The organism is Streptomyces sp. NPDC087845 (assembly GCF_044742755.1).
Classification (GTDB): Bacteria; Actinomycetota; Actinomycetes; order Streptomycetales; family Streptomycetaceae; genus Streptomyces.
The window spans coordinates 273,676-298,693 of record NZ_JBIUVC010000010.1 but is presented as its reverse complement, the minus strand read 5'-3'; the positions used below and the strand labels follow the sequence as shown (position 1 = coordinate 298,693).

The following is a 25,018-nucleotide window of genomic DNA, read 5'->3' as shown; positions in this document are numbered from 1 at the left end:
ACTGGCATTGTTGGGAGGGTAGAGCAGCTCCGTACTGATGGGTAGGGGTGCGACGAGGGAAAGTTACCGACGGTACGACATAGGGTGCGGGTGTGGCTGAAGGACGCGAGCACCGCGAATACCGGATGGAGGAGCTGGCCGAGGAGGCCGGCATCCCCGTACGGACCGTGCGCTTCTACCGGGAGCGCGGCCTGATCTCGCCGCCCCGCCGCGAGGGGCGCATCGCCTGGTACGACGACCACCACCTGGCCCGGCTGCGCACCATCGCGGGCCTGCTGGAGCGCGGCCACACCCTGACCGGCATCGCCGATCTCGCCCGCACCTTCGAGAGCGGGCGCGACGTCGCCGAGGTGCTGGGCCTGGGCGGGCCGACCGAGGAGACCCCGGTCCGCCTCACCCCCGAACAGCTCGCGGACCACTTCGAGGGCGAGGTCACCCCGGAGAACCTGGCCGCCGCCCTCGACCTGGGCTATCTGGCCACCGACGGCGACGAGATCGTCCACATCAGCCGCCGCCTCCTGGAGGTCTCGGCGGAGCTGGTACGGGAAGGGGTGCCGCTCGCGACGGTGCTCTCGACCGGCCGCCGCGTCCGCGAGCACGCGGACGCGCTCGCCGAACTCTTCGTGAGTGTTCTCGAAGCCCACAGCGACGAAGATGCCCGCGGCGACGAACCCGAACCGCCCCAACTCCGCCCGCTGGCCCGCGCGGTGGTGGACGCCGAACTCTCCATGGCCCTGGACCGCCGCCTGCGCCGCGAGGACACCACCCGCCCGCCGGCCCCCTGACGGAGCGGGCCCCGGGCTCCGCACCCCCGGAGACCTACAGGTCGAAGACCACCGTCACCGGCGCGTGGTCGCTCCACCGCTCGCCGTGCGTCGCGGCCCGCTCGACCCAGCCCTTCACCGCACGGGCGGCCAGCCCCGGCGTCGCCACCTGGTAGTCGATCCGCCAGCCCGTGTCGTTGTCGAAGGCCCGCCCGCGGTAGGACCACCACGAGTACGGCCCTTCCTCCTCCGGATGCAACGCCCGTACGACATCGACGTACGCGGCCTCGCCGAAGACCCGGGTCAGCCACTCCCGCTCCTCGGGGAGGAAGCCGGAGTTCTTCTTGTTGCCCCTCCAGTTCTTCAGGTCGGCCTCCTGGTGGGCGATGTTCCAGTCGCCGCAGACCACGACCTCCCGGCCGGCCGCCGCGGCCCGCGCCTTGAGGCCCTTCAGATACGGGAGGAACGCGGCCATGAACCGCTCCTTCTCCTCCTGCTTCTCCGTGCCGACCTCACCGGAGGGCAGGTACAGGCTCGCGACCGTGACACCGGGCAGGTCGACCTCGACGTAGCGGCCGCTCGCATCGAACTCCTCGGCCCCGGCGTCCCCGAAGCCGCCGAACCCGATCTGCACGCGCTCCGGCGCACGCCGGGTGTAGAGGGAGACCCCGGCCCGCCCCTTGGCGGCGGCCGGAGCGTGCACGGTGTGCCAGCCCTCGGGGTCACCCACCCCGGCGGGCAGCTGCTGCGGCTCGGCCCGCACCTCCTGCAGGCAGATCACATCGGCTTCGGTCCGGGCCAGCCACTCGACGAAGCCCTTCTTGGCCGCGGCGCGGAGCCCGTTTACATTGACGGTGGTCACAGTGAGCATTCCGGCACGATACCGACACTCGGTATCTGCATACATGTACCATGTTCTGCATGAATATCCACCCTCGCCCCTTCGACCACCCCGATGCCGTCAGACTCAACGCCCAGGTCCAGCTCGAATACGCGGCCCGGTACGGCGACGACGAGGGCGATGTCACACCGCTCGACGCCTCGATGTTCGAGCCGCCGAACGGTCTGTACCTCCTCGCCTACGACGCGCAGGGCCGCCCCGTCGCCACCGGAGGGTGGCGCTCCCAGGAGCGGAACGACCAGGGCTACTCCGACGGCGACGCCGAGCTCAAGCGGATGTTCGTGATACCCGAGGGCCGTGGCAACGGGCTGGCGCGCCGCATCCTGGCCGCCCTGGAAGCGGACGCGCGGGCGGCGGGCCGCAGCCGGATGGTGCTGGAGACCGGGGACCAGCAGCCCGAGGCCATCGCGCTGTACACCTCCAGCGGCTACACCCTGTGCCGGAAGTTCGGCCACTACCGCACGTACGAGAGCAGCCGCTGCTTCGCGAAGCCGCTGCGGTAGCGGACCCGGACGCTCCCGGGTCTCGGACCGCGCTCAGCGCACCCGCCCGGCACCCACGTATCAGCGCACCCGCCCGACGCCCACGTAGAAACCGCTGCGCTCCTGCGCCGGCGCGGGCTCCTCCTGGTACCACTCCGGGGCGTACACCAACCCGGGCTCGACGAGGTCCAGGCCGTCGAAGAAGGGCTCGACCTCGCTCCGGGTGCGCATCCGCAGCGGGATGGCCCCCTTCTTGTACGCGGTCTCGGTCTCCTGCCGCAGCTCCGGATGCTGGTCGGCCGTGCCGTGCGAGAGCACCAGGAAGCTGCCCGCGGGCAGGGCGTCGACCAGGGTGCGGGTGATGCCGTACGGATCCTGGTCGTCGGGCATGAAGTGCATGAGGGCGATCAGGGACAGCGCGACCGGCCTGCTGAAGTCCAGCAGCTCACGGGCGCGTTCGAGGATCGCCGACGGCTCGCGCACATCCGCGTGGAGGTAGTCGGTGACCCCTTCCGGGCTGCTGATCAGCAGCGCTTCCGCGTGGCGCAGGACGATCGGGTCGTTGTCCGCGTAGACGACCCGGGCGGTCGGCGTGATCGCCTGGACGACCTGGTGCAGATTGGGCGCCGTGGGGATGCCGGTGCCGATGTCGAGGAACTGGTCGATCCCGCCCCGTGCCAGCCAGGCGGAGGCCCGGTGCATGAACGCCCGGTTCCGCGCCGCGTTGCCCCGCGCCTCCTCGGGCAGCTTCTCCCCCACCTGCTGGTCGACCGGGTAGTTGTCCTTGCCACCCAGGAGCCAGTCGTAGACGCGCGCGGGGTGGGGCTTGCTGGTGTCGATCTGTGGCTTGGGCATTCCGGCCGTCACAGGCCCCTCCTCCGTACGGGGAAATCACGAGCAGCTGAGAAGAACTCCGCCCGACAGGGGAACACCCCCGGCAGGACCCATGGAAACGGGTGGGCGCCACCAGCGTAGTTGGCCCCGCCGACACCGCCGGGCCCCGGGCGCCCCGGGCGCCGCGGTAGCCGCGGTAGCCGCGGTAGCCGCGCACGACTGCTGCCGGTCTTCGGCCAGTAGGTCCTTGGCCGTGCCGTTCCCCGGGCAGCCGGCCGGGCACCCTGCGCCGGCCCCGCCGAAGTAGTTGCTCTGCAGGAGATCCTGACGTCCTTGAGCCTGCCGCCAGGGTGGGCCCGGCCTCGCAGGCGATGCTCGCAGAGTGGTAGGTCAGGTGACTTCCCAGGCCGCCTCGATCATCTGGAAGATCTCGTCCACCGCGGCCTGCGGATCGTCCGCCTCACGGGCCAGCGAATAGGCGTCGATCACGAACCTCGCGATCGTCCGGCAGGCCGTTGTGGTCTGCGACAGGCCGGGATCGGCAGCGATGGCCGTTGCCAGCGACTCCGCATGACGCAGCCGCATCGACTCCTCGTACTCCCGCAGGGCACGTGACTCGTCGATCATGCGGTAGACCGGGACGGTGCCGTCCGCCGTGCAGTGCCGGACCATCTCCTGGATCTCGCGGCGCAGTGCGGGGATGAGCGGTTCGTGCGGTGCGCGGTTGGTGACCGCCTGCGTGAGGCGTTGCTCGAAGTTGTCGTCCTGCTCGAACACCAGGGCCTCTTTCGAGGCGAAGTGGGAGAAGAGCGTGGTGACGGCCACGTCGGCCTCGGCGGCCACATCGCGAATGCCCACCGCGTCGTACCCGCGATCCAGGAAGAGCCGCAGGGCGGTGTCGGCGATCTTCTGTCGGGTCGCGGCCTTCTTGCGCTCACGGCGTCCGGGCGGCTCGGTCATGTCGCTGACACTAGCAAATCCAAAGGTGTAACTGTTTCTAAACAATAACCGTTAGTGTTACGGTCGGCTGCATGAAGAGAGTGAGCTTCGCCGAGTTCGGCGGTCCCGACGTTCTCCACCTCGAAGACGCCGAGGAGCCCCACGCGGGCCCCGGCCAGATACGCATCGCCGTGCGGGCGGCGGGCGTGAACCCCGTCGACTGGAGAATCCGTGAAGGCCAGTTCCAGAAGGTCCGCCCGGTCGTCCTGCCCGCCGGTGTCGGGCAGGACGCCTCCGGGGTGGTGGACGAGGCCGGCGAGGGCGCCGAAGGAGTCGAGGTCGGCGACCACGTGTTCGGGCGAGGCTCGAGCACCTATGCCGAGTTCGCCGTGCTGTCGGCCTGGGCCCGAATGCCCGAGGGGCTGACCTTCGAAGAAGCGGCCGGATACCCCTCCGTGGTGGAGACCGCGCTGCGCATCATCCGCCAGGCCGGTGTGCAGCCCGGCCAGACGCTGCTGGTCAGCGGAGCGTCCGGCGGAGTCGGCTCAGCGGTGCTGCAGATTGCCCGCGACCGCGGCATCACAGTGATCGGCACGGCCGGGGCCGCGAACCAGGACTACCTGCGCAGCCTGGGCGCCCTCGCCACGACATACGGCGAGGGCTGGGCCGAGCGGGTGCGGCAGCTCGGCCATGTCGACGCAGCGCTCGATCTGGCCGGCTCCGGCGTGATCCGCGCGCTCGTCGAGCTGACCGGGAACCCGCAGAAGGTGATCTCCATCGCCGATCTCGGCGCGCCGGAACACGGTGTCCGGTACTCCGGCGTGACCGGGAACGTACCGGAAGCCCTCGCCGAGGCCGCCGGCCTCATCGCGCGGGGAAAGCTCCACATCCCGGTCGAGAAGTCGTACCCGCTCGCCGAGGCCGCGGCCGCGCACATCGACAGCCGGGCCGGTCACACGCGCGGGCGCCGGGTCATCGTCGTCTGAGCCGTTTCCTGCCCGGTTGCACAGCCCGGCAAGCCGCCTTCCTTCCAGCGATCCTGCCCAGACCCACCCGGTGTGCGACACACAAGGAGCCCCATGCACACTCCTGTCACGATCATCGGCGCCGGACTCGGCGGCCTCGTCCTGGCCCGCGTCCTGCACCTCCACGGCATCCCCGTCACGGTCTACGAGGCGGAGTCCTCCCCGACGGCGCGTTCGCAGGGCGGGATGCTCGACATCCACGACCGCAACGGCCAACTCGCCCTCAAGGCTGCCGGTCTGACGGACGAGTTCCGCAGCATCGTCCTGGAGGGCCGCCAAGCGATACGGCTCCTCGGCCGAGACGGGACCGTCCTGTTCGACAAGGCCGACGACGGCACGGGCGAAAGCCCCGAGGTACAGCGCGGCGAACTGCGACAGATCCTGCTCGACGCACTCCCCGCCGGCACCGTCCGATGGGGCCACAAGGCCACCGGCGTCCGCACCCTCAACGAGGGCCGCCACGAGGTGACCTTCGCAGGTGGCACCGCCGTCGCCACGAGCCTGCTCGTCGGCGCGGACGGTGCATGGTCACAAGTGCGACCGCTGCTCTGCGACACCACGCCCGCATACGTCGGCCGGTCCTTCGTCGAGACCCACCTGCACGACGCCGACACCCGATACCCGGCCACCGCGAAAGCGGTCGGCGACGGAACGCTTGTCGCGCTCGACCCGGACGGAAACGGGAAGTGGTTCGTGGCGCACCGGGAGAAGGACGGGACCCTCCACACCTACATCACGCTGACCAAGCCGCAAGACTGGTTCGCGACCATCGATTTCACCGATGCCGCCGCAGCCGCCGCGCGGATCGCGGAGGAGTACGACGGCTGGGCACCGGAACTCACCGCCCTGATCACCGCCGGCGAGACCGCGCCGGTCCTGCGCCCCCTGCACGCCCTGCCGGTCGGGCACCGCTGGGACCGGGTGCCGGGAGTGACCCTCCTCGGCGACGCCGCCCACCTCTCGACCCCCAACGGCGAGGGCGCCAACCTGGCCATGCAAGACGGCGCCGAACTCGGCAAGGCCCTCGCCGCACACCCCGATGACATCGAAACCGCCCTCACCGAGTACGAACGAGAGCTGTTCCCCCGCAGCGCCGCGGCCGCCGCCGCAGTCGCCCACAACCCCACGTCCCAGGAGGTGATCAAGTTCTTCACCGAACGGGAACCAGCGGGAATCTGACAGTCCCGCAGAGGTGAGCGACTGCAAGCTCTCCTGCTGAACGACTTACTACGCGTACGGAGGTTGTCCGTGTTTGCTATGCAATACCACCGCTACGGCGGTTCCGAAGTCCTCTGCATGGAGGAGGTCGAAGAGCCGCACGCCGGGCCCGGGCAGGTCCGCATCGCGGTGCGTGCCACCGGCGTCACCCCGGTTGACCGGTACCTGCGTTCAGGGATGCTGCGGGACATCGCCACCCTGGACTTCCCCCACATCCCCGGCATGGATGCCGCCGGAATAGTCGACGAGGTGGGAGAGGGGGTGACCGGCACCGCCGTGGGAGACGAGGTCTTCGGCCTCGTCCCCTTCGCAGATCAGGGAGGCGCTGCAGCCCAGTACGCCGTGTTGGAGGCATGGGCACCCAAGCCCCGGTCGTGGTCCTTCGAGGAAGCGGGCGGCGCCGCAGGCAACATCGACACGGCCACGCGGGTACTGGAGGCCCTGGAAGCCGCCGAGGGCATGACTTTGCTGATCGAGGGTGCCGCCGGAGGCGTCGGCACCATCACCGCACAACTCGCCCGGGCCCGCGGCCTCACCGTGATCGGCACCGCGAGCGAAGGCAACCACGGCTTCCTCGACCGGCTCGGCGTCGTACCGGTCACCTACGGGGCGGGGCTGGCCGATCGCCTTGCCCCACTGGCTCCGCGCGGCGTCGACGTGGTTCTGGACGCGGCCGGTAAGGGCTCTCTGGCCGAACTGGTGGCCATCGCCGGCGATCCGCATCGCGTGGTGACCATCGCGGACTTCGACGCCGACCGACTCGGAGTGCGGTTCTCCCGCTCCGAAGCAGGGAAGTCGCCGGGCTGGGCAGGGCTGCCACTGGCGGCCGATCTCGCCGACCAAGACCGCCTCACCGTCCCGCTGCACGCCGTGTTCCCGCTGAAGGAGGCCGCCGCGGCTCACGACGTCAGCGCCACCGGCCATGCGCGCGGCAAGATCGTCATCACCGTGCCCTGACAGCCGTGGGCCTGGTCGGGCGGGCGCTTCAAGAGCGGGACGCTTGACATCGGCAACCCCAAGCACCGGCCCGGCCCGGGTCAGGCTGCCCGGACCTTCCTCCTCGCGGTCATGCTCACCGTCGCCAACCTGGCCGTCTTGGAGACCTGGCCCACCGAACGCGCCGGCCCGGACGAACTCACCGACACCGACTTCGAAACCACCGGCCCCTGCCACCGCTCAGCACCCCGAGCACCGCCCTGCCCGAAGCAAGCAACGGGCGCCACCCGCCCCCGCGTACCCACTGAACCCGGCTCCGTACGACAACCCCAGCCCACCCGCGCACGCCGAACTCCCCGCAGCTCGGCGTGCACAGCCATGCCCACGCCCACCCAACAGGCAGTAAGGCACACGTACATCCGCCCCGACCTGCGCACCCAGACCTCCCGACGAGCCCGGAAACGACGAAATCCCGCCCGATCAAAATGATCGGACGGGATTTCGTAAACCGCTTACGAGCTAACTCGTGAACGGCCTTGCGGTGGACCTGTGGGGATTTGAACCCCAGACCCCCTCGATGCGAACGAGGTGCGCTACCAGACTGCGCCACAGGCCCTTGCAACGAGTGAAACTCTAGCACCCCCACGGGGGTGCTCGGAAATCCGGTCCTTGCTGGTCAGCCGAGTCGGCCTCGCCGCAGGGGCCGAAGGCTCACTCGTTGGCGGCACGGGGGCGTTCCCCGTCCTCGTACTGGTCGAAGAGCGGCGTCCGGCCGCGGTCGCGGGTGCGGCGGGACTGGTTGGTGCGCTGGCGCGGCGCCGGGTCGACGGGAGGCGCCGCGGGGTGCGAGGTGCCCGTCTGGGTGGGCTCGGCGGTGCTGGAGCGGGCCGCGCTCCAGGTCTCCGGGTTGCCGACCTCGACGCCGCCCGTGGCGCGCGGGGCGACCGGGGCGGTGACGTACGTCGGCAGCGGGACCGGGACCGGCTCCCAGCTGTCGCCCTGCACCCGGCCGCGTTCGCGCTGCTGGTCGACCCACTCCGCGTGGTCCGTCTGCTCGACCAGGGCGCGGCGGCCGGCCTCCTGCGGGGAGACCGCGGGGGCGGGCTCCGGCTCGGGGTGGCGCGCTTCGGGCTCCTCGTCGGCCTCGGCGGGCGCCGACGCGGCCGGCTGGTGCCTGCGGGGACGGTTCTCGCGCAGACGCTGCGCCGCCACCTCGGCCCGCCGCCGGTCCATGGTGAAGGCGAACCGGCGTCGCTCCTGGGACCGCAGGTGCACGATGTACGCGCTCAGCAGCACCGCCGGAACCGCGGGCGCCCACAGGAAGCCGAGGCCGCCGACCGCCGCGACGACCGCGCCGAGGGTGAAGGCGAGGAAGAGGACGACGGTGGTGCGCCGGCGGCGCGCCAGGACCTGGAGGCGCTGGGCGCGCCGCACGCGCTCGGCGTCCGCCCCGCCGGAGCGCGGGCGCGCGCGCCGCGCGGAACCGGCCGCGGGTTCGGGACGCTCGCGGTCCGCGCGCTCGGGCGTGCGTACCGGGTCGTGCATCCGGGCTTCGGTATGCGCCGGAGGCGCGGCGAAGGCCCGGACGTCCACGGAATCCAATCGGTCCGTGGCGACGTCCGGGTCGGCGTCGGGCCCGGCCTCCTCTGCGGTGCGCTCCCGCAACTCCTTGGCGTACCGGCGCTCCATCGCCGCCCGTCCGGACAGCAGCCGGATGGCGGTGCTGAAGCGTTCCGTCGGACGGGCTTCGTTGAGCTCGTCCTGCCTGCGGAGCCACATCGGCACCAAGTAGGCGGCCCAGGCCCCGACGATGACTGCGTAGATGAGGCCGCTGCTGCTCACGTCTCACACCGTAGAGGGGTTTGCACGGGGGCATCCGCCAATTGGCCCGGTGTGTCGCACGATCCGGCTGATCTCAAGGACTTTTTTTGTGATTGTTCAGACCGGCAGTGCGTGTTTGCGCGTCCGTTTGCGGTCATATGCCGATCGATATCGAACACTTATTTTATTTCCCGTGGTGTTCCGGGTCGTGCCCGGTGCCAGCGCCGGAGCAGCCCGTCGGGCACTTCCTCCGCGGTGAGCGCGTAGATCAGATGGTCCCGCCAGGCACCGTCGATGTGGAGATAGCGCGGACGCAGGCCCTCCTCGCGGAATCCCAGTTTCTCGACAACCCTTCTGCTGGGCCCGTTCTCCGGCCGGATGCACACCTCGATGCGGTGCAGTCCGACCCTTTGGAAGCAGTGGTCGACCGCGAGGGCGACCGCGGTCGGCATCACACCGCGGCCCGCCACGTCCTGGTCGACCCAGTAGCCGACGTGGCCCGAGCACATCGAGCCCCAGGTGATCCCGGCGACCGTCAGCTGGCCGACCAGGCGGCCCTCGTACTCGATGGCGAAGGGCAGCATCCGGCCCGCGTTGGCCTCGGAGCGCAGATGCCGGACCATCTGACGGTAGGTGGGGCGCTGGGCCACCGGGCCGCCCGGTGCGGGCGGCGGCACGGTCGCCTCCCAGGGGCGCAGCCAGTCGCGGTTGCGCCGGTTGACCTCGCGCCACATGCGCTGGTCGCGCAGTTTCACCGGACGGAGGGTGACCTCTCCGTCCGTGAGGACCACCGGCCAGGTCGGGACGTTCAGCTCGGGCTCCCGGGTCGGGGGTGATCGCCGCCGCGAAGCTGGTCGACGGCGTGCACCAGGAGACGTGCGAGGACGGCGAGGCCGTCGCGCACCCCGCCGGTGGAGCCCGGCAGGTTCACGATGAGCGTGCGGCCGGCGACGCCCGCCAGGCCGCGGGAGAGCGCCGCCGTGGGCACCTCGGCACGGCCCTCGGCGCGGATCGCCTCGGGGATGCCGGGGATCTCGTGGTCGAGGACGCGGCGGGTGGCGTCGGGGGTGCGGTCGGTGGGCGAGATACCCGTACCGCCGGTGGTGACGATGACGTCGTACCCGGTGGCGACCCCGGCGCGCAGCGCCTGTTCGACCGGGTCGCCGTCGGGGACGACCCGCGGCCCGTCGACGGCGAAGCCGAGCTGCGTCAGCGCCTCGGAGATCAGGGGACCGCCCCGGTCCTCGTAGACCCCGGCGGAGGCACGGTTCGACGCGGTCACCACAAGGGCGCGGTAGGCGGACGGCGCGGTGCCGCCGGGGGCTCCGGCCGCTCCGCCGCCCGCCGCCCCCTCGGGCGCGGTCATGCGTCCGCCCCGTCCGGTGCGGTGCGCCGGTACTCGCCGGACGTGCCGCCCGACTTCGACTCGACCCGTACATCGGTGATGACCGCCGCCTTGTCGACCGCCTTGACCATGTCGATCACGGTGAGCGCGGCGACCGAGACGGCGGTCAGGGCCTCCATCTCGACGCCGGTGCGGTCCGTGGTCCGCACCGTGGCGGTGATCTCCACCGCGTCGTCGGCGACGCTCAGTCCGACCTCGACGCCGGAGAGGGCGAGCGGGTGGCAGAGCGGGATCAGCTCGGGGGTGCGCTTGGCGCCCATGATCCCGGCGATCCGGGCGGTGGCGAGGGCGTCGCCCTTGGGGACCCCTTCGCCGCGGAGCAGTTCGACGACGCGCGGCGAGACGAGGACCCGGCCGCTGGCGCCGGCCACCCGCGCGGTGACGTCCTTCTCCGAGACGTCGACCATGCGGGCCGCTCCCGCCTCGTCGATGTGCGTCAGCCTGTTCTGCGTACTCAACTCACTCCGCCTCGCGGTAGGGCGCCGGTTGCCCGCTCGGCGCGCGCCGGGGCGCGGGCCGGGGGCCCCGGGGGTGTCCCCGGGACGGCACAGCGGCAGATACCGTACCGCCACCGCCGGGGGGTCAGCGGAGCAGGATCACTTCGGTGTCCGTGCCGGGCTCGGCGGAGGTGACGTCCTCCGGCAGCACGATCAGCGCGTCCGCCTGGGCGAGCGCGGCGATCAGATGCGACCCGGAGCCGCCGACGGGGGTGACGGTGCCGGCCTCCGCGTCGTACGTACCGCGCAGGAACTGGCGCCTGCCGGCCGGGGAGGACAGCGCCTCGTCGGTGTTGAGCGCGGCCCGCACGGTGGGGCGGATCACGTCCTGGAGGCCCATCAGGACGCGGATCGCGGGCCGTACGAACAGCTCGAAGGAGACGTACGACGAGACGGGGTTGCCCGGGAGCGCCAGCAGCGGTGTGTGGTCGGGGCCGATCGAGCCGAAGCCCTGCGGCTTGCCGGGCTGCATGGCGAGCCTGCGGAAGTCGATGCCGCTGCCGGGCTCGTCCTCGTCGCCCACCGACGACAGGGCTTCCTTGACGACGTCGTACGCGCCGACGCTGACGCCACCGGTGGTGACGACGATGTCGGCGCGGATCAGCTGGTCCTCGATCGTGGCGCGGAGCGTGTCGGCGTCGTCGGTGACGGCGCCGACCCGGTAGGCGATCGCTCCGGCGTCCCGGGCCGCGGCCGTGAGCGCGAAGCTGTTGGAGTCGTAGATCCGGCCGCCGGTCAGCTCCTCGCCGGGCTGCACCAGTTCGCTGCCGGTCGAGATGACGACGACGCGCGGCCGGGGCCGCACCTTCACCGTCGAGCGGCCGATCGCGGCGAGCAGACCGATCTGCGGCGGGCCGATCACCGACCCGGCGCGCAGGGCCAGGTCGCCCGGCCTGACGTCGCTGCCGCGGGCCCTCACATGGGCGCGGGCCCCGACGGGGCGGTGGACGCGGACCTCACCGCTCGCGCCCTCGGGGGCATCGTGGTGGGCACGCATGGTGTCGGCGGGGCCGCCGCCCGTACCGCCGTCGGTCCACTCGACCGGGACCACGGCCTCGGCACCGGGCGGCAGCGGGGCGCCGGTCATGATGCGGGCGGCCTCGCCCGGACCGACGCTCCGGTCCCCGGGCAGCCCGGCGCTGCCGGCCATGACGTCACCGATGACGGTGAGCACCGCGGGAAACTCCTCGTCGGCGCCCTCGACATCGGCGACGCGGACGGCGTACCCGTCCATCGAGCTGTTGTCGAAGGGCGGCAGGGCGATCCCCACGACGACGTCCTCGACGAGGACGCAGCCCTGGGCGTCGTGCAGTTGCAGCTCGATGGGTTCGAGCGGCCGCACCGCGCCGAGAATGTCTTCCAGGTGCTCGTCCACCGACCAGATCGGGCTGCTGCTCAAGGTGCTACATCTCCTCGGTGACGTAACTGCGGAGCCAGGCCCGGAAGTCGGGGCCCAGGTCTTCACGTTCGCACGCGAGTCGGACGATGGCGCGGAGGTAGTCGCTCCGGTCGCCGGTGTCATAGCGGCGTCCCTTGAAGACGACGCCGTGCACGGGTCCGCCGATCTTCTCGTCCTCGGCGAGGAGTTGCAGGGCGTCGGTGAGCTGGATCTCACCGCCGCGCCCCGGCTCGGTCTTGCGCAGTATGTCGAAGACGGCGGGGTCGAGGACGTAGCGGCCGATGATGGCGAGGTTGCTGGGCGCCTCGGCCGCGTCGGGCTTCTCGACGAGGCCGGTCACGCGCACCACGCCGTCCTGCGCGGTCTGCTCGACGGCCGCGCAGCCGTACATGTGGATCTGCTCCGGCGCGACCTCCATCAGCGCGACGACGCTGCCGCCCTCGCGCTCCTGGACCTCGACCATGCGGGCCAGCAGCGGGTCGCGCGGGTCGATGAGGTCGTCGCCGAGGAGGACCGCGAACGGCTGGTCGCCGACGTGCGGTGCCGCGCACAGCACGGCGTGGCCGAGACCGCGGGGGTCGCCCTGCCGGACGTAGTGCATGGTGGCCAGGTCGCTCGACTCCTGGACCTTCTGGAGCCGTTCGGCGTCTCCCTTGCGGGTGAGCGCGGACTCCAGCTCGTAGTTGCGGTCGAAGTGGTCCTCAAGGGGGCGCTTGTTGCGGCCGGTGATCATCAGGACGTCGGAGAGGCCGGCGGCCACCGCTTCTTCGACGACGTACTGGATCGCGGGCTTGTCGACGACAGGCAGCATCTCCTTGGGAGTGGCTTTGGTCGCCGGCAGAAAGCGGGTACCGAGCCCTGCGGCCGGGATGACGGCCTTGCTGATCCTGGTGTGCGACTGAGTCATGCGCAGAACCATAACCGGTGCCCATGGGCCGAAGACGAGACTCCGGTTAACTTTGTACGTCTATATGAGCATACGAGAGATCCAGGGTGCCCCTTGAACACCGAGATGTCCCGAAAGACGCTCCTCAGACGCGAACTGCTGGCCGCGCGAACCCTTCTGACCAGGGAAGACGTAGAAAACGCCGCAGCGGTTCTGTCCCGGGGCGCATTGCGTCTTCCGGAGTTGTCCGGAGCCCGCACCGTCGCCGCGTATGTCTCGGTGGGGAGCGAACCGGGCACCCGCCCCCTGCTGGACGCGCTGCGCGCGCGGGGCGTACGGGTGCTGCTGCCGGTGCTCCTCGCGGACAACGATCTGGACTGGGCGCCGTACGAGGGAGCCGGCCGGCTGGTCCGGGCCGGCCGCGGGCTGCTGGAGCCGGACGGCGAGCGGCTCGGTCCCGACGCGGTTCTGGACGCCGACGTGGTCCTGCTGCCGGGTCTCGCGGTGGACGGGCGCGGGATGCGGCTGGGGCGCGGCGGCGGCAGCTACGACCGGGTGCTGGCCCGGCTCGCCGCGGCGGGGGCGCACCCGGCGCTGATCGTCCTGCTGTACGACAACGAGGTGGTCGCGCAGGTTCCCGAGGAACCGCACGACCACCCCGTGGACGCGGTGGTGACTCCGGCCATGACCCGCCGGACGGGCCCTACGGTTTGAGGGTCAGGGTGTCGGTCGTCGACTCGGTGACGGCGTTCGTCCCGAACGACCAGTCGAGCAGATCGCCCTTGACCCACTTGTCGGTCTGATCGGTGTAGTGCGCGCTGAACGCGTGTCCCGAGGCGCCGGTGAGGTTGATCCAGCGGGACTTGTCCCAGTCCCCCACGTTGACCACCATCCGCATCGACGGCACCCAGACGACGTCGTAGCCGCCCGCCGCGTTCCAGCCGGTGGCGTTCACCGCGGCCTCACCGCCGCCGAGGTTCCACGGGCCGCGGTTGAGGACCCGCTGGAGCAGACCGGGGCCCTCGGTTCCGAGGGTCTGGTTCTTCAGGGTCAGCTGGTGCAGCCGGCCCCAGCTCCACGTGGTGATGTCCTTGCCGAGCTCGGCGGTCAGCTCCCAGCGGGCGTCCGCCATGGCGCGGGCGAAGAGCTGGTCGCGGTTGTCGGTCGCCTCGTCCCGGCCGCGCTCCGGCGTCTTCCACCAGTCGCTCTTCGGGTCGTCCATCAGGTTCGCGACCACCTGGTACCAGCGGTCGCCGCCGTCCGGCTGCGCCGTGTCCGCCGCACGCCGGCCGCACTCGCGCACCAGCTTGCCCTGCTCGTCGACCGGGCCCGAACTGTCGACCCGCGGCACGTACAGGCACTCGCCCTCGACCCGCAGCTCCTTGGGCAGCTTGTCACCGAAGGCCAGCTTGAGGATGTTGCGCCAGACCGCGTTGAAGTACGCGGCCGCGGCCGAGTCGGGTTCCTGGGTGTAGTCCCAGCCCTCCAGGAGCTTCTGTGCCTCGCGGACGCTCTTGTCCGAGATGTTGATCTTCATCAGCTCGGGCACCAGCAGCGCGGCGATCTCGCTGGTGTTGTCCATCTGCATCTTCTGCATGTCTTCGGTCGAGATCTTCCCGCCGCCCTTGATCTTCGACTCGATGAGGTCGTTGATCCGCTGGCTGCGGCTGCCGTAGCCCCAGTCCTCGGTGAGCAGGTGGGGGTACTTCTTCTCGTCGACGACGGCCTGGTTGGCGGTGACGATGTAGCCGCGCTTCGGGTTGTACTCGTAGGGCAGCTCGTCGAACGGAACCGGGTCCTTCTTCCAGCCGTACTCCGAGGACCAGCCGGGGCTGGGCATCGTGCCGTTGCCCTTGAGGCGGACCGGGATCTTTCCGGGAGCCTGGTAGCCGATGTGGCCCTTGGTGTCGGCGTAGACGAGGTTCTGCGAGGGAACCTCGAAGTGCGCCGCCGCCTTGCGGAAGGACGGGAAGTCCTTGGCCCGGTTGAGCTCGAAGACCGCGTCCATGGAGTGGCCGGGATCCAGCGCCGTCCACTTCAGGGCGACCGCGTAACCGTCGGCCCGGTCCGGGGCCGAATTGCCGACGGGGGCCTTCTGTCCGACCTTCTCCAGTTCGCTGCTGCGGTCGGAGACCAGCGGACCGTTGTTGGTCTCGCGGACGGTGATGTGCCGGCTCTTGCCGCCCGCGACCTTGATGGTCTCCTCGCGGACGGTGAAGGGCTTGACCTTGCCGTCGTACATGTAGCCGTCGCCGGAGACCTTCTCCAGGAAGAGGTCGGTGACGTCCGCGCCCAGGTTGGTGAAGCCCCAGGCGATGTCCTGGTTGTGACCGATGATCACGCCGGGCATGCCGGAGAAGGTGTAGCCGGCGGTGTCGTACTGGCACTTCGCCGAGATCTCGCGGCAGTGCAGCCCCATCTGGTACCAGAGCGAGGGCAGCTGCGGCGCCAGGTGCGGGTCGTTGGCGAGCAGCGGCTTGCCGGTCGTCGTGTAGTCGCCGGAGACCACCCAGGAGTTGGACCCGATGCCGTTGCCGTTCGGACCGAGGAGCGCCGGGATCTGGTCGAGGGTGTCGGAGAGCGAGGAGAGCTGGGTGTTCAGGCCCTCGGTGGCGCCCTGCGCGGTGCTCGAACCGATGGTGTCGGACGGTGTCGCGTCCGGGTCGAACTTCCCGGTGACCGGAGAGATCGCGCCCTGGTCGACGATCGGCTTGTGCTTGTCGTACCGGTAGGGCGGGTACAGATCCTCGATCTGCTTCGCGTCCAGCCTGCTGGTCATCAGCGAGCGGTCGATCTCGTCCTGCATGTTGCCGCGCAGGTCCCAGGCCATGGCCTTGAGCCAGGCGACCGAGTCGACCGGGGTCCATTCGGCCGGCTTGTAGTCGTTGGTGAAGCCGAGGGCGGCGTACTCGACGGAGATCTCCTTGCCGTCGCGCCCCTTGAGGTAGGCGTTGACGCCGTCCGCGTACGCCTGGAGGTTCTTCTTGGTGTCCGCGGACAGGACCTTGTCGTACTCCTCCTGGGCGACCTTGCGCCAGCCGAGCGTGCGCAGGAAGGAGTCCGTCTCGACCTGCCCGGACCCGAACATCTCGGAGAGCCGGCCCGCCGTCATGTGACGGCGGACGTCCATCTCCCAGAAGCGGTCCTGCGCCTGCACGAAGCCCTGGGCGCGGAAGAGGTCGGCGTCGGAGTCCGCGTACAGCTGCGGGATTCCATAGGAGTCGCGCTTGACGTCGACGGTGCCGTCGAGGCCGTCGAGCTTGAGCGACCCGGTCGTCTGCGGGTACGAGGCCCGCACGGTCGATACGGACCAGAACGCGCCGTAACCGATACCCGCGACAAGCGCCAGCACCAGAACGATCACGATCAGGCGGGCACGTCGCCCCTTCTTCCTGCCGGTCTTCCCACCGGCGGAACCGGTGGTGCCGGAAGAGGCGGTTGTGTTGGCGGGCATCGCTGTCCTTCGAGGGGCAGGTGGTCCTGGGAGTGCAGGAGCAACCATAGGCGCAGCACCGGGGCGGCTCTGACGCGGCATCGGGATGGGTTCGAATTCCACCGCGCTCGCACGAACGATCGAACGCGTCAAGAAAGCGTTAAAGATTAGGTAAGGTAACGAAGTACCGGCCGGGATCGGCCGATGCCGAGGGTCGATTCGGCAGGCGTCCGCAGGGAAGGAACGGCCACTGACTGTCCACGCGCTCAACGAACTCCTGCTCGCCTGCTCACTGGTCCTGCTCGTCGCCGTGGCGGCGGTGCGCATCTCGTCCCGCAGCGGGCTCCCCAGCCTGCTCCTGTACCTCGGCATCGGGATCGCCATAGGGCAGGACGGCATCTTCGACGTCAGGTTCAACAACGCCGAACTGACCCAGGTGATCGGCTACGCCGCACTGGTCGTGATCCTCGCCGAGGGCGGCCTGGGCACGAAGTGGAAAGAGATCAAACCGGCGCTGCCCGCTGCCGCGCTGCTCTCGCTCGTGGGCGTCGCGGTCAGCGTCGGCGTCACCGCGGCCGGGGCCCATTACCTGGTCGGCCTGGACTGGCGGCAGTCGCTGATCATCGGCGCGGTCGTCTCGTCGACGGACGCCGCCGCGGTCTTCTCCGTGCTGCGCAAGGTGCCGCTGCCCGCTCGCATCACCGGTGTGCTGGAGGCCGAATCGGGCTTCAACGACGCCCCCGTGGTGATCCTGGTGGTGGCCTTCTCGACCGCGGGACCGGTGGAGAGCTGGTACATACTGATCGGCGAGATAGCCCTGGAGCTCGCGATCGGCGCGGCCGTCGGCCTCGCCGTCGGCTGGCTCGGCTCGTTCGGACTGCGTCATGTGGCGCTGCCCGCGTCCGGCCTGTACCCGATCGCCGTGATGGCGATCGCGGTGTCCGCGTACGCGGCCGGCGCCATGGCCCACGGCAGTGGCTTCCTCGCCGTCTACCTGTCCGCGATGATCCTCGGCAACGCCAAGCTGCCGCACTGGCCCGCCACCCGCGGCTTCGCCGACGGGCTCGGCTGGCTGGCCCAGATCGGCATGTTCGTGCTGCTCGGGCTCCTGGTCACACCGCACGATCTGTACGACGACTTCTGGCCCGCGGTCGTCGTGGGACTGGTGCTGACCGTGGTGGCACGGCCGCTGGAGGTCTTCATCTCGCTGGCACCGTTCCGGCTGCCCTGGCAGGAGAAGGCGTTCATGTCCTGGGCGGGGCTGCGGGGCGCCGTACCCATCATTCTGGCGACGATTCCGATGGTGTCCGGGGTCGAGGGCTCGACCCGGATCTTCAACATCGTCTTCGTTCTCGTCATCGTCTACACCCTCATCCAGGGACCGACCCTGCCCTGGATGGCGAAGGTCCTGAAGATCGCCGACGATCCGGCCGAGGCCTCCGACCTGGGCATCGAATCGGCACCGCTGGAACGGCTCCGCGGCCATCTGCTGTCGGTGGCGATCCCCGGGATGTCGAAGATGCACGGCGTGGAGGTCGGGGAACTCCGGCTGCCCGCCGGTGCCGCGGTCACCTTGGTCGTACGGGACGGCAAGAGCTTCGTCCCGGCGCCGTCGACCGTGCTGCGGCGCGGCGACGAACTGCTGGTGGTCACCACCGATCCGGTGCGCGACGCCACGGAGGAACGGCTCCGCGCGGTCGGCGAGGGCGGCAAGCTCGCGGGCTGGCTGGGAACGACCGGCAGCGGCGGCGAGAACCTCGCCGGGCCCCATGTGGCCCATGATGTGGCGCACGCGCTGAAGGCCGCGGCCAGGCGCGGCAAGACCGACGGGCCGAGAACGCACCGCTGAGACTCCCGGGACACCAGCTGAGATTCCCGGGACACCAGGAGTGAAGGGCCGCCCGCTGCCGAGGCGGGGCGGGGCGGGCGCGGGGGCTGGGGCCGGGCGCGAGGGCTTGGGGCGGGGGCTGGGGCGGGGGGCTGGGGCCCTGGGCGCCATCAGAGGTGTGCGGGAGCGCCCGCCTGTATCATCGAGGAAACCTGATCGGCCCCTGCCACGGGGCCGGTCGGCCCGAACGACCAAACCGAACGACCAACTCTGCCTGACGCAGAGCTGGCGCGACCGTATGGCGGTCGTGGCGTCCTCCGCCTCTGCTGAGCGCCCGGCATCTACCGCAGTCCCGCGCGAAGAGGACAGCTCTCGGCAGCACCCGCACGCCCCCGCACCACCGTGCCGGGCCGGCCCCGGGAGCTCGGCCACCAGGCGGCAGAAAGGCAAGGACCGTGGCATCCACGGTCTCCGACCGCCCGGGTTACGGGCAGTTGCTGCGCACCCCGGGTGCGTGGACGTTTCTCCTGCCGGGCTTCGCCGCACGGCAGCCCTTCGCGATGCTGACGATCGGCATCGTGCTACTGGTCCAGCACACCACCGGTTCGTACGGCAGCGCGGGCTCCGTCGCCGCCGTGACCGGTGTCTCCATGGCCCTGTTCGCACCGCAGACCGGCAAGCTCGCCGACCGGTTCGGCCAGCGCGCCGTGCTGCTGCCCGGCGTCCTGGTGCACGCGGCGTCCGTCTCGGCACTGACGGCGCTCGCGCTGGCGGACGCGCCCCTGTGGGCCCTGTTCGCGGCGGCCGTCCCCACCGGTGCGTCCGTTCCGCAGGTCGGGCCGATGGTCCGGGCCCGTTGGGCGGCCCTGCTGGGCGCGGCACCGGGGCGCGAGGCCTCACCGCTGCTGTCCACCGCGGCCGCCTTCGAATCGGTGACGGACGAGTTCACCTTCGTCATCGGCCCGGTGCTCGCCACCGCGCTGTGCACCGGGGTGCACCCGGCGGCGGGCCTGATCACGGAGGCCGGGCTGACCCTGATCGGCGGACTGCTCTTCGCCGCGCAGCGCCGCACCCAGCCCGCGGTGCGCGCCACCGCGTCCGGCGCCTCCGAGCGGCACGCGTCCGCGCTGTCCGTACCCGGTGTCCGGGTGCTCGCGGTGGCCTTCCTGGGGATCGGCGCGGTCTTCGGCGGCATGCAGGTCTCACTGACCGCCTTCGCCGAGGAGATCGGCCGGCCGGGGGCGAACGGTCTGATGTACGGGGTCTTCGCGGCCGGCAACATGCTGGCCGGAATCGCCTGCGGCGCCATCGCCTGGAAGAGCGGGCCACGACGGCGGCTGATCGCCGGGTACGCGGCGCTGACCCTGACCGCGTCCGGGCTGTGGGCGGTGCACTCCGTGCCGCTGCTGGCCGGGCTCGGCCTGTTGGTCGGACTGTCCATCGCCCCCGCGCTGATCAGCGGCTACACGCTGGTGGAGGCGCTGGTTCCGGGGTCCGCCCGTACCGAGGCGTTCACCTGGCTGACGGGCTCGGTCGCCCTCGGCCAGGCGGCCGCGGTGACGGTCGCCGGGCGGCTCGCCGACGCCCACGGCGCGAGCACCGGATTCGTCGTGCCGCTCGTGGGGACCGTGCTGGCGCTGGCCACCCTGCTGGCACTGCGTTCGAGGCTCGCGCCCGCGGCCTCGGGGCGGACCGTGGCACGTGGTGTCGGTCACCGGGAGCCGGTCACGGTGGACTGATCCAGCGGAATACGTCAGTATGGAGCGTCGTTAGCACTCATTGAGTGAGAGTGCCAGGAGGAGCAAGTGCCGACCTATCAGTACCAGTGCACCGAATGTGGCGAGGGCCTTGAGGCGGTGCAGAAGTTCACCGATGATGCCCTGACCATGTGCCCGAGCTGCGACGGACGCCTGAAGAAGGTGTTCTCAGCGGTCGGCATTGTCTTCAAGGGTTCCGGTTTCTACCGGAACGACAGCCGTGGCTCCTCGTCGAGCAGCACGTCGGCGTCGTCCTCGGCGAAGGCATCCGGTTCCGCTTCGTCCGATTCGTCGTCGACCGGATCGGCGTCGGGGTCGGACACGAAGTCGTCCGCTTCCGCTCCGGCCACCGCGTCTTCGTCTTCTTCGTCGTCGTCCTCCACGAGTGGTACGTCGGCCGCCTGATCCACACCGCGCTTCCCGAGGACCCCACCGATCCGTTCGGTGGGGTCCTCGGCGTTTTTCCGCGCGGCTAGTGTGATCGCATGGCGAACGCAGAGATCGGTGTCATCGGCGGCTCGGGCTTGTACTCCTTCCTGGAGGACGTCACGGAGGTGCGTGTGGACACCCCGTACGGACAGCCGAGCGACTCCCTCTTCCTCGGCGAGGTCGGCGGGCGCCGGGTCGCCTTCCTGCCCCGCCACGGGCGCGGCCACCATCTGCCGCCGCACCGCATCAACTACCGGGCCAACCTGTGGGCGCTGCGCTCCGTCGGTGTACGCCAGGTGCTCGGCCCGTGCGCGGTGGGCGGACTGCGTCCGGAGTACGGACCGGGCACGCTGCTCGTACCCGACCAGATGGTGGACCGCACCAAGACCCGTACGCAGACGTACTACGACGGGGAGACCCGGCCCGATGGCGCGGAGCCGAACGTCCTGCACCTGGGCTTCGCCGATCCGTACTGCCCCGAAGGGCGCAGGGCGGCACTGGCGGCGGCCCGCGCCGAGCGCTGGGAGCCGGTGGACGGCGGGACGCTGGTGGTCGTCGAGGGGCCGCGCTTCTCGACCCGGGCGGAGTCCCGGTGGCATGCGGCGATGGGCTGGTCGGTGGTCGGGATGACCGGGCACCCGGAGGCGATCCTCGCCCGCGAACTGGGCCTCTGCTACACGACGATGACACTGGTGACGGACCTGGACGCGGGGGCCGAGGCCGGGGAGGGCGTCTCGCACGGGGAGGTGCTGAAGGTGTTCGCGGCCAATGTGGACCGGCTGCGGTCGGTGCTCTTCGGCGTGGTGGCCGCCCTGCCGGCTGAGGCGGACCGCGACTGCCCGTGCTCGCATGCGCTGGACGGGCTGAAGACGGGGATCGAGCTCCCGTGACCGGGTGACGGGGTTTTCCACAACACCGGGGCCGTCCACAGGCTTCGGCGGGAAGCCCGTGGACGGTGGATCGTGAGGGGTGTTCGTCCGAAACTCCTCACGGCAGGTGGTGTTGGCCATGTTCCCGTCGTCCCAGTCGTTCCCTCCCGTGCCCTTTGAAGGCTCCGTGCCCTTTGAAGGTTCCGTGCCCCTTGAAGGTTCCGTGCCCCTTGAAGGTTCCGTGCCCTTTGAAGGTTCCGCTCCGGCCATGGCTCCTGGACCTCCGGCGTCGGCTCCCCCGCCCTGCGGTGTGCCCGCGTTCGAGCCGTTGCGGGTGCGAGGAGGCGGTGGGCATCGGTTGCGGAGCGCGTTGTGGCGGCAGCGCCGCTCGATGGCCGCCGCACTGACCCTGGCAGCTGCCGCGCTGGCCGCGACGGGGCTGGGCGGGGGCGGCGGAAGTGGCGTGGGCGGCGATTCCGCGCAGGGGGCGGGGTCGGTGACAGAGGCAGGGACAGAGGCAGGGGCAGGGGCAGGGGGTAGAGCCGGGGAGGCGCCGGAGCGGGCACGGGGGCCTGCTCCGCTGGTCTCCGCGCCGGTCAGGATCGCGGATGCGGGGACGGTGCGGCTGTTACGGCCGGGTGACCGCGTCGATGTCATCGCCTCCGGGAGAACCGGGGCCGATGCCCGGATGCTGGCGAAGGGCGCGCGGGTGGCGGATGTACCGCAGGCCCCGCCCGAAGGTTCCACGGAGGACGGCGCGCTGATCGTGCTGTCCGTTCCCCGGAACACGGCCGCGTCGCTGGCCGGTGCGGGTATCTGGGCCAGGCTGGCGGTGACCCTGTGCTGACTCATGCTGATGGAAGGTCAGATAACCGAGTCCTGTGGGGTCCGGTGCTCAGCGCCACTCCCGGCTTGGTGATCACGGCGGCCGTCGTCTGCTTCCTGGTGATGCCGCCCGTGTTCCTGATGGTGCTGCCCGTGGCCACGTACCTCACCAGGCGGGCGGCCGTGCGGGGCCGCGAAGGAAGGAGTCCAGGAGACGCTGGAGGCGAGCGGGCTGGAGGTGCCGAAGGAAACGCTGGAGGCGAACGGGTTGAAGGTGCCGAAGGAAACGCTGGAGGCGAGCGGGCTGAAGGTGCCGAAGGAGACCCGCGACGCCCTCGTCCAGCGGCGCGGAGGCCCGGCGGGCGGGGCTTCCGGCCAGGAACCCGGCCGCGGTCACGCCCGGTGGCGGGACATCCGGCGAGAGGACCGGCAGCAGCACCGTCGGACCGCCACGGAGCGGGGGCTCAGATGTGGTGGGGTGGCTTCTCGTCGAGGAAGCGCGCCAGATCGGCGGCGCTGCCGCCGGCCGGGGCCCGCTCGCCCCACCCTCGGTCCGTATCGTCCGCGGACTGCTGGTCCAGCGGATCGTCGAAGATCAGAGCCGGTTTTGGCTTCGGCCGCGCCGGCTGGGACGGCTTCGAATCGCGCGGGCCGGGAGTGGGGGCGGTGCTCATACACCCAGGGTACGGCGGTGGTCAACGGTACGGCAGCGGTCAGCGATCCCTCGGGTCGAGCAGCCACAGCCCGAGGACGACGAGGAACGACAGGCAGAGGAAGCCGGAACCCCACCAGGCCGTGCCGGTGTTGCCCTCCATCCACGATGCGCCGGACAGGGGTGCCTCGGCGCCTCCGCCTCTGACCGCGGGGCAGCCGATGCGGGACGCGAGGTCCGGGCGGTCGGCGCTGAGCCGACGGCACAGTCCGTGTTCGATGCTCTCGCCCGAGCGGGTCGTGCCGACCGCCCGGATACTGCCGTCGGTCTGCTCGGTGAGCACCACCTTGGGCAGTGCGCGGGGCGGCGGCCCGGCGGTGACCTCGCCGGTGCGGGCGTCGAAGACACCCTCGCGGCAGGGGCAGTACAGCTCGCCCACCGAGCCGCGGTCCTTGCGCCAGAGCACGGCACGGGCGAGATGGGTGCAGATCGCGGAGTAGCCGACGAGGGTGCCGTCGTCGGGCCGGACGGCGAGCGCCCGGTCCTCTTCGTCCGGGTAGTGGAAGGCGAGGGATTCGCCGGGAAGAAGCCGAGTGGCGATCTTCTTCGGCCCGGGGCCTTGGCGTCGCCGGGTTCGCCGTGTCGCGGAAGGATTCCGCCGGCCACGCCGAGACCGCCGACGGCGAGACCGCCCGAGACGGTCGTGACGATCCGGAGGTAGTCGCGCCGGGTGGTGAGGGAGTCGGCGGCGATCCGGTCGTGGAGGGCTTCGCGCGGCCCGGCCCGGCACCCCGTGCCGGCCTGCTCTCTCCGTGGTCTGCGCACCGTCGTCCGCCTGTGGAAGCATCCACAGGAATTTCCCGACCAGCGTCCGGGGCGCGCCCCCGAGCGCCACCGACCCCGTCTGGTGTGCTGATGCCATGCCCGGAATGTCTGCCCGCAGCCGCGCCGAGAAACATCGTGTGGCGACCCCGCTGGAGCTCTTCTTCGACCTCTGCTTCGTCGTCGCCGTGGCACAGGCGGGGCGACGACTGCTGCACGCCGTCGCCGAGGGCCACGTCGCCACCGGCGTCGCCAGCTACGCGGCCGTCTTCTTCGCGATCTGGTGGGCCTGGGTCAACTTCAGCTGGTTCGCATCGGCTTACGACACCGACGACCCGCTGTACCGCGTGGTCACGTTCGTCCAGATCACCGGGGTGCTCATCCTCGCCGCCGGGGTGCCGCGCGCCTTCGACGCGGGTGACTGGACGGTCGGCGTCGCCGGCTACGTCGTGATGCGGCTCGCACTGACGAGCCAGTGGCTGCGCGCCGCGTACTGCACCCGGGGGGCCGAGCGACGCGTGGCCCTGCGGTACGCCGTCGGAATCGTCGTGGCGCAACTCGGCTGGATCGGCATGCTGTTGCTGACCGACAACACGGGCGGAGCGCGGGCCGCCGTCTTCGTTGTACTCGTGCTCGCGGAGCTGTCCGTTCCGGCGATCGCCGAGCGCGACCGCCCGACGAACTGGCATCCCCATCACATCGGTGAGCGGTACGGCCTGTTCACGATCATCGTGCTGGGCGAGACGATCGCGGCGGCCACGGTCGCGGTCCAGGAGGCGGTGGACGAGCACGACGCGTTCGGCGAGTTGCTGCCGATCGCCGCGGGCGGGCTGCTGATCGTCTTCTCCGCCTGGTGGGTCTATTTCGCCGTGCCGATCCATGACTACCTGCGCGGCAGCAGGGAAGCGTTCATCTGGGGGTACGGACACTTCCTGGTCTTCGGCTCCGCGGCAGCGATCGGCTCGGGCCTTGAGGTCGCGGTGGAGGAGACCGTGGGCAAGGCCCATGTCTCGGGCACGGTGGCCGCCGCCGCCGTGACCGTGCCCTCGGCGCTCTTCCTGCTGACGGTGTGGGTGCTGCACGCCCGCCACTTCAAGCGTGATCTCGCGGAGCAACTTCCCCTCCCCACGGCCGCGCTGGCGATCCTGGCCTGTACGTTCGCCGGGGAGTGGGCGGTGCTTGCGGCCGGCCTGGTGGCGGCGGCGACCGTGGCCGTGGGGGTGGCACTGTCCCGGCGGCCCGCCGTGGCGGAGTGAGCACGCGGGTGTGGTGCGGTGAGCACGCGGACGGAGAATC

General features: G+C 70.9%; 24 protein-coding genes and 1 tRNA gene. 12 read left to right on the top strand and 13 right to left on the bottom strand.

The annotated features are described in order from the left end of the window. The first annotated feature begins 125 nt into the window (after nucleotides 1-125). Nucleotides 126-785 carry a MerR family transcriptional regulator gene (locus ACIOMQ_RS26100; RefSeq protein WP_362200007.1) on the top strand — a complete coding sequence of 220 codons (660 nt, stop codon included), beginning with the start codon at nucleotides 126-128 and terminating at the stop codon, nucleotides 783-785. Nucleotides 786-819: 34 nt separating this feature from the next. On the opposite strand, the gene ACIOMQ_RS26095 is transcribed toward ACIOMQ_RS26100, so the two are convergent. Beyond that, the gene (locus tag ACIOMQ_RS26095) at nucleotides 820-1,635 is read right to left on the bottom strand and encodes an exodeoxyribonuclease III (RefSeq protein WP_362199685.1); all 816 of its coding nucleotides are present in this window, start codon (nucleotides 1,633-1,635) and stop codon (nucleotides 820-822) included. 50 nt (nucleotides 1,636-1,685) lie between these two features. Between ACIOMQ_RS26095 and ACIOMQ_RS26090 the strand changes: the two genes are divergently transcribed. After that, entirely contained in the window at nucleotides 1,686-2,168 is a 483-nt protein-coding gene (locus ACIOMQ_RS26090) for a GNAT family N-acetyltransferase (protein ID WP_362199682.1), read from the top strand. 60 nt (nucleotides 2,169-2,228) lie between these two features. On the opposite strand, the gene ACIOMQ_RS26085 is transcribed toward ACIOMQ_RS26090, so the two are convergent. Continuing rightward, entirely contained in the window at nucleotides 2,229-3,014 is a 786-nt protein-coding gene (locus tag ACIOMQ_RS26085; RefSeq protein WP_401266416.1) for an SAM-dependent methyltransferase, read from the bottom strand. A gap of 357 nt (nucleotides 3,015-3,371) precedes the next feature. After that, on the bottom strand, nucleotides 3,372-3,941 hold the full coding sequence (locus ACIOMQ_RS26080) for a helix-turn-helix domain-containing protein (RefSeq protein WP_362199670.1): 570 nt from the start codon (nucleotides 3,939-3,941) through the stop codon (nucleotides 3,372-3,374). A gap of 71 nt (nucleotides 3,942-4,012) precedes the next feature. On the opposite strand from ACIOMQ_RS26080, the gene ACIOMQ_RS26075 reads away from it, so the two are divergent. From ACIOMQ_RS26075 to ACIOMQ_RS26065, 3 genes are all read left to right on the top strand, one after another. Then, a complete protein-coding gene (locus ACIOMQ_RS26075) occupies nucleotides 4,013-4,906 on the top strand; it encodes an NADP-dependent oxidoreductase (RefSeq protein ID WP_362199667.1) in 894 nt (297 codons plus the stop codon). Nucleotides 4,907-4,999: 93 nt separating this feature from the next. Further along, complete coding sequence (locus tag ACIOMQ_RS26070; protein WP_362199664.1) at nucleotides 5,000-6,124, top strand: NAD(P)/FAD-dependent oxidoreductase; 1,125 nt, start codon at nucleotides 5,000-5,002, stop codon at nucleotides 6,122-6,124. Between the two features lie 69 nt (nucleotides 6,125-6,193). Then, nucleotides 6,194-7,120: an NADP-dependent oxidoreductase gene (locus ACIOMQ_RS26065; protein WP_402190581.1), complete on the top strand. Its 927-nt coding sequence runs from the start codon at nucleotides 6,194-6,196 to the stop codon at nucleotides 7,118-7,120. Nucleotides 7,121-7,641: 521 nt separating this feature from the next. Here ACIOMQ_RS26065 and ACIOMQ_RS26060 read toward each other — a convergent pair. The 7 genes from ACIOMQ_RS26060 to galU all read right to left on the bottom strand — a co-directional run bounded on the left by ACIOMQ_RS26060 (nucleotide 7,642) and on the right by galU (nucleotide 13,128). Further along, nucleotides 7,642-7,715: transfer RNA gene (locus ACIOMQ_RS26060), tRNA-Ala, on the bottom strand. A gap of 95 nt (nucleotides 7,716-7,810) precedes the next feature. Continuing rightward, entirely contained in the window at nucleotides 7,811-8,941 is a 1,131-nt protein-coding gene (glpR, locus tag ACIOMQ_RS26055; RefSeq protein ID WP_362199658.1) for a gephyrin-like molybdotransferase receptor GlpR, read from the bottom strand. A 158-nt stretch (nucleotides 8,942-9,099) separates the two neighbouring features. Then, a complete protein-coding gene (locus tag ACIOMQ_RS26050; protein WP_362199655.1) occupies nucleotides 9,100-9,711 on the bottom strand; it encodes a GNAT family protein in 612 nt (203 codons plus the stop codon). A 17-nt stretch (nucleotides 9,712-9,728) separates the two neighbouring features. Next, the gene (locus tag ACIOMQ_RS26045) at nucleotides 9,729-10,286 is read right to left on the bottom strand and encodes a molybdenum cofactor biosynthesis protein B (RefSeq protein ID WP_401266402.1); all 558 of its coding nucleotides are present in this window, start codon (nucleotides 10,284-10,286) and stop codon (nucleotides 9,729-9,731) included. Continuing rightward, nucleotides 10,283-10,783, bottom strand: coding sequence for a cyclic pyranopterin monophosphate synthase MoaC (gene moaC / locus ACIOMQ_RS26040; protein WP_362199649.1), 501 nt, complete (start codon nucleotides 10,781-10,783; stop codon nucleotides 10,283-10,285). Before moaC ends, ACIOMQ_RS26045 begins: the two co-directional genes overlap by 4 nt. 124 nt (nucleotides 10,784-10,907) lie before the next feature. Then, nucleotides 10,908-12,221, bottom strand: a complete 1,314-nt coding sequence (glp, locus tag ACIOMQ_RS26035; protein ID WP_362199646.1) for a gephyrin-like molybdotransferase Glp — start codon at nucleotides 12,219-12,221, stop codon at nucleotides 10,908-10,910. Nucleotides 12,222-12,225: 4 nt separating this feature from the next. Next, nucleotides 12,226-13,128 (bottom strand): UTP--glucose-1-phosphate uridylyltransferase GalU, encoded by a 903-nt coding sequence (gene galU, locus ACIOMQ_RS26030; RefSeq protein ID WP_362199643.1) that lies wholly within the window; start codon nucleotides 13,126-13,128, stop codon nucleotides 12,226-12,228. Nucleotides 13,129-13,233: 105 nt separating this feature from the next. Between galU and ACIOMQ_RS26025 the strand changes: the two genes are divergently transcribed. Beyond that, nucleotides 13,234-13,821, top strand: a complete 588-nt coding sequence (locus ACIOMQ_RS26025) for a 5-formyltetrahydrofolate cyclo-ligase (RefSeq protein ID WP_362200004.1) — start codon at nucleotides 13,234-13,236, stop codon at nucleotides 13,819-13,821. Here ACIOMQ_RS26025 and ACIOMQ_RS26020 read toward each other — a convergent pair. After that, on the bottom strand, nucleotides 13,811-16,561 hold the full coding sequence (locus ACIOMQ_RS26020; protein WP_362199640.1) for a penicillin acylase family protein: 2,751 nt from the start codon (nucleotides 16,559-16,561) through the stop codon (nucleotides 13,811-13,813). The genes ACIOMQ_RS26025 and ACIOMQ_RS26020 overlap by 11 nt on opposite strands. Nucleotides 16,562-16,850: 289 nt before the next feature. On the opposite strand from ACIOMQ_RS26020, the gene ACIOMQ_RS26015 reads away from it, so the two are divergent. The 5 genes from ACIOMQ_RS26015 to ACIOMQ_RS25995 all read left to right on the top strand — a co-directional run bounded on the left by ACIOMQ_RS26015 (nucleotide 16,851) and on the right by ACIOMQ_RS25995 (nucleotide 22,270). Beyond that, on the top strand, nucleotides 16,851-18,389 hold the full coding sequence (locus tag ACIOMQ_RS26015) for a potassium/proton antiporter (RefSeq protein WP_401266392.1): 1,539 nt from the start codon (nucleotides 16,851-16,853) through the stop codon (nucleotides 18,387-18,389). Nucleotides 18,390-18,823: 434 nt separating this feature from the next. Further along, nucleotides 18,824-20,107 carry an MFS transporter gene (locus ACIOMQ_RS26010; protein ID WP_362199637.1) on the top strand — a complete coding sequence of 428 codons (1,284 nt, stop codon included), beginning with the start codon at nucleotides 18,824-18,826 and terminating at the stop codon, nucleotides 20,105-20,107. Between the two features lie 66 nt (nucleotides 20,108-20,173). After that, nucleotides 20,174-20,530 carry an FmdB family zinc ribbon protein gene (locus ACIOMQ_RS26005; RefSeq protein WP_362199633.1) on the top strand — a complete coding sequence of 119 codons (357 nt, stop codon included), beginning with the start codon at nucleotides 20,174-20,176 and terminating at the stop codon, nucleotides 20,528-20,530. An 80-nt stretch (nucleotides 20,531-20,610) separates the two neighbouring features. Further along, nucleotides 20,611-21,444, top strand: coding sequence for an S-methyl-5'-thioadenosine phosphorylase (locus ACIOMQ_RS26000; RefSeq protein WP_362199630.1), 834 nt, complete (start codon nucleotides 20,611-20,613; stop codon nucleotides 21,442-21,444). Nucleotides 21,445-22,042: 598 nt separating this feature from the next. After that, a complete protein-coding gene (locus ACIOMQ_RS25995) occupies nucleotides 22,043-22,270 on the top strand; it encodes a hypothetical protein (protein ID WP_362199627.1) in 228 nt (75 codons plus the stop codon). Nucleotides 22,271-22,712: 442 nt separating this feature from the next. Here ACIOMQ_RS25995 and ACIOMQ_RS25990 read toward each other — a convergent pair whose 3' ends face one another. Together ACIOMQ_RS25990 and ACIOMQ_RS25985 are read right to left on the bottom strand one after the other, a co-directional pair. Beyond that, nucleotides 22,713-22,922: a hypothetical protein gene (locus ACIOMQ_RS25990; protein ID WP_362199624.1), complete on the bottom strand. Its 210-nt coding sequence runs from the start codon at nucleotides 22,920-22,922 to the stop codon at nucleotides 22,713-22,715. Nucleotides 22,923-22,961: 39 nt separating this feature from the next. Next, on the bottom strand, nucleotides 22,962-23,747 hold the full coding sequence (locus ACIOMQ_RS25985; RefSeq protein ID WP_401942851.1) for a Rieske (2Fe-2S) protein: 786 nt from the start codon (nucleotides 23,745-23,747) through the stop codon (nucleotides 22,962-22,964). Nucleotides 23,748-23,820: 73 nt separating this feature from the next. On the opposite strand from ACIOMQ_RS25985, the gene ACIOMQ_RS25980 reads away from it, so the two are divergent. Beyond that, nucleotides 23,821-24,978 (top strand): low temperature requirement protein A, encoded by a 1,158-nt coding sequence (locus tag ACIOMQ_RS25980; protein WP_401942674.1) that lies wholly within the window; start codon nucleotides 23,821-23,823, stop codon nucleotides 24,976-24,978. The last annotated feature ends 40 nt before the right edge of the window (nucleotides 24,979-25,018 follow it).